4 protein-coding genes are annotated in these 2525 nt (G+C 62.5%); all 4 read right to left on the bottom strand.

The window, feature by feature from the left end; genetic code table 11:
* On the bottom strand, positions 1-265 hold a 265-nt coding region (locus LCF60_RS24530), incomplete at its 3' end, for an ATP-binding cassette domain-containing protein (RefSeq protein WP_292295135.1).
* The gene (locus LCF60_RS24525; RefSeq protein WP_292295134.1) at positions 258-1055 is read right to left on the bottom strand and encodes an ABC transporter ATP-binding protein; all 798 of its coding nucleotides are present in this window, start codon (positions 1053-1055) and stop codon (positions 258-260) included. The genes LCF60_RS24525 and LCF60_RS24530, both read right to left, overlap by 8 nt.
* Positions 1052-2098 carry a branched-chain amino acid ABC transporter permease gene (locus LCF60_RS24520; RefSeq protein WP_292295133.1) on the bottom strand — a complete coding sequence of 349 codons (1047 nt, stop codon included), beginning with the start codon at positions 2096-2098 and terminating at the stop codon, positions 1052-1054. The genes LCF60_RS24525 and LCF60_RS24520 overlap by 4 nt, the downstream gene beginning before the upstream one ends.
* On the bottom strand, positions 2099-2525 hold a 427-nt coding region (locus tag LCF60_RS24515), incomplete at its 5' end, for a branched-chain amino acid ABC transporter permease (RefSeq protein ID WP_292295132.1). It lies immediately after the preceding gene.

Below are 2525 nucleotides of genomic sequence, written 5' to 3'. Positions count from 1 at the left end.
CCATGCGCGCGATCTCGGCCGGGCTGCGGCCCAGCAGCGACTGCCCGCCGAAACTGATCGAGCCGGAGGCGGAAGGTACCAGACCCATAATCGCCATACAGAGCGTGGTCTTGCCCATGCCGTTGCGCCCGACAACGGACAGCACGCCGCGGTCCAACCGCAGATCGACCCCCTGCAGGGCGTGCGAAGCGCCGTAATAGACGTTCAGCCCCTTGACCTCTAGCGCGGCGGGCGTCGCGCGATGGGTGTCGCGCGACCTATCCATGACCGTCTCCCAGGTACAATTCCTGTACTTCCTGGTCGTTCTCGATCTCTTCGGGAGTGCCTTCCTTGAAGATGCGTCCGTTGTGCATCATCGTCACGCTTTCGGCGACGCGCAGAGCCACGTCCATGTCGTGCTCGATGATGATATAGCCGATATGCCCCGGCAGCCCGTTCAGGATCGAGACCAGCTCGGAACGCTCGGTTGGCGACAGCCCCGCTGCCGGCTCATCGAACAGGATGATGCGCGGGGCCCCCGCCAGAGCCAGTGCGATCTCAAGCTGTCGCTGTTGGCCGTAGCTGAGGCTGGATACCGGCACATCCGACCACTCGGTCAGATGAACCGCCGCAATCAATTCGGCGGCCCGCGTCTGCAACGTGTCATTTTCGCGGGGGCGCAGGAAGGAAAATCGCCCGCGCGACACGCCCCTGCAAGCAAGATAAACGTTGTCGGTCACCGTCAACCCGTTGAACAGCAGGCTGATCTGATAGGTCCGGCGCAACCCGCGCCGGATGCGCTCATAGGCCGGAAAGCGGCTCACATCCTCGCCGAACAAGCGCACCGTGCCGTTGGTCGGAAAGAAATCCCCCGTCACGCAGTTGAAAAGCGTCGTCTTGCCCGCTCCGTTCGACCCCAGCACTGCGCGCCGCTCGCCGGAGGCGACGGTCAGGGTGATATCGCTGATCGCCGCCAGGGCACCGAACATCTTGGTCACGCCGCGTAGCTCGAGCGCATTGCCGGAGCTGACCGAACCGAGCCGATCGGCGCTTCTATCGCTCTCGACAAGGGTCATTTGCTCTCTCCGGTCAGCGGATCGCGGCGGCGGTCGCGACGGGTCTTCCAACGCTCCCACAGGCCCAGAACGCCGTCGGGCGAAAAGAAGACGACCACCAGAAAGCCTAGGCCGATCAGCAGCTTGAACCGCTCACCTGAAAGTCCGAAGGCCAACAATACATCCGGCGAAAAGGTGCGCAGCAACACATAGATCAGCGCGCCTATGAAAGGCCCAATGGGCCGCGTGATGCCGCCGACGACGGCGATCACCAAAATATCGATCACCGCCGGTATACCCGCTGTACCCGGTGCGATCTGCGCGTTCTGCCAGACCAACAGGATTCCCCCAATTGCCGCGATCACGCTGGCAAAGGTATAGGCCGCGATGCGGTGTGCGGTGACGTTGTAGCCTAGCGCCGCCATCCGGCGCGGATTGTCCCGCACCCCCTGCAGCGCCAGCCCAAAGGGCGCGCGCGAGACGTAGATCACGGCGGCATAGCAAATCACCGCACAGCCCAATGTCAGGTAGAAGAACGGCACCGGCTGACGCCAGTCGACGCCAAACAGCGGTGGCGGAACGACTAGGTTGAACCCAGAATAGCCGTTGAAGATGGTATAATTCTGACGGGAGAAATAGAAAAACGCCGCCGCGATGGCGAGCGTAATCATGATGGTATAGATGCCCTCGGTCCGCACGGCAAGCGCGCCAACCATGGTGCCAAAGATCGCGGCCATGATGATGGCGATGGGAATATAGAGCCACCAGGGCAAGCCCATGCTCAGCTCCGCACCCGAACTGCCAAAGATCGCTACCATGTAGCCCGCCATGGCCGCAACCGACATCTGGATAAGGCTGACCATGCCGCCGTAGCCCGCAAGGAACATCAACGAGAGCGCGATCATGCCGAGGATGAAGGTCCAGCCCATAACTTGGAACAGGATGAAATCGTTGGCCCAGGCCGGCATGGTCAACAGGAACAGGGCCAAGGCCCACCACCCGGCCGGAATGCGCTCGATCCAGAGCGGTTGTACGGCTGATTTTTGGCGTTCGACCATGGCCATTTACTGACGCTCTCCCAACAGCCCTTGCGGCCGGAATGCCAGAACGGCGGCCATGATCAGGAAGGTAAAAACCACCGAATAGGTCGGCGCATAGACAAGGCCCAATTGCTCTGACAGCCCGATGATCAATGCGCCGATGGCGGCGCCGGGAATGGACCCCATCCCGCCCACGATGACCACGACGAGGCTGGCCAGCAGGAACCGCGTGTCCTCACCGGGCGACAGCGACTGAAACGTGCCGCCCACGATGCCGGCCATGCCCGCGAGGCCAGCGCCGAAGGCGAAGACAGCTAGGAACACGTATTGGATGCGAACGCCCGAGGCCGCCAGCATCTCTCGGTCGTCGACGCCGGCGCGCACCAACATTCCCAGTCGGGTCTTGTTCAGCACCAGCCACATGGTGACGCCGATTGCGATGGCGGCGAAC

Origin of the sequence: Marivita sp. (assembly GCF_020055635.1) — a bacterium.
Lineage (GTDB): Bacteria > Pseudomonadota > Alphaproteobacteria > Rhodobacterales > Rhodobacteraceae > Marivita.
The sequence above is the reverse complement of the archived record's forward strand: the minus strand, read 5'-3'. Positions and strand labels throughout refer to the sequence as shown.

What these genes read in the sequence shown, in the direction of transcription:
- LCF60_RS24520 (WP_292295133.1), bottom strand. Translation starts at nt 2,098, where the DNA reads ATGGCCATGGTCGAACGCCAAAAATCAGCCGTACAACCGCTCTGGATC.
- LCF60_RS24525 (WP_292295134.1), bottom strand. Translation starts at nt 1,055, where the DNA reads ATGACCCTTGTCGAGAGCGATAGAAGCGCCGATCGGCTCGGTTCGGTC.